Genomic DNA, 760 nt, shown 5'->3' with positions numbered 1-760 from the left:
AGTTCGATCCGGAACCCGCGGATCTTCACCTGCTCATCCACACGCCCCACGAACTCCAACTGCCCATCCACCCGCCACCGCACCAAATCCCCCGTCCGATACATCCGCCCACCACCCCCGACAAACGGACACGCCACAAACCGCTCCGCCGTCAACCCAGAACGATTGGCATACCCCCGCGCCAACCCCACCCCCGACACATACAACTCACCCGTCACACCCACACCCACCGGACGCAAAAACCCATCCAACACAAAAACCCCCACATTACGCACCGGACGCCCAATCGGCACACTCCCCACCACCCCCACACCCAACACACCACTCATCGCCGCACACACCGTCACCTCAGTCGGCCCATACGCATTCACCATCCGCCGACCCACCGACCACCGCTCCACCAACCCCGGCGGACACACCTCACCCGCCACCACCAACGTCTCCAACCCCCCAAGCAAGCCCTCCTCCACCGCCAACACACCCGGCGGAACCGTCACATGCGTCACCCCCGCCCCAGCCACCACCTCCCCCAACGACACCACCGGCGGCAAACCACCCACCCCCGCCACCACCAACACCCCACCCCCACACAACACCATGCACAACTCCGAAACCGCCGCATCAAAACTCAACGACGCAAACTGCAACACCCGCGCACCCACATACACCCCAAACCGCTCCACCTGCGCCAACCCCAAATTCACCAACCCCACATGCGACACCACCACACCCTTCGGCCGCCCCGTCGAACCCGACGTGT

General features: G+C 64.5%; 1 protein-coding gene. It reads right to left on the bottom strand.

What is annotated here, in order from left to right:
* A partial coding sequence (locus LQ326_RS47350; RefSeq protein WP_234545403.1) for an AMP-binding protein occupies nt 1-760 on the bottom strand: 760 nt, incomplete at both ends.

Origin of the sequence: Streptomyces shenzhenensis, assembly GCF_021462265.1 — a bacterium.
Lineage (GTDB): Bacteria > Actinomycetota > Actinomycetes > Streptomycetales > Streptomycetaceae > Streptomyces > Streptomyces shenzhenensis.
The sequence above is the reverse complement of the archived record's forward strand: the minus strand, read 5'-3'. Positions and strand labels throughout refer to the sequence as shown.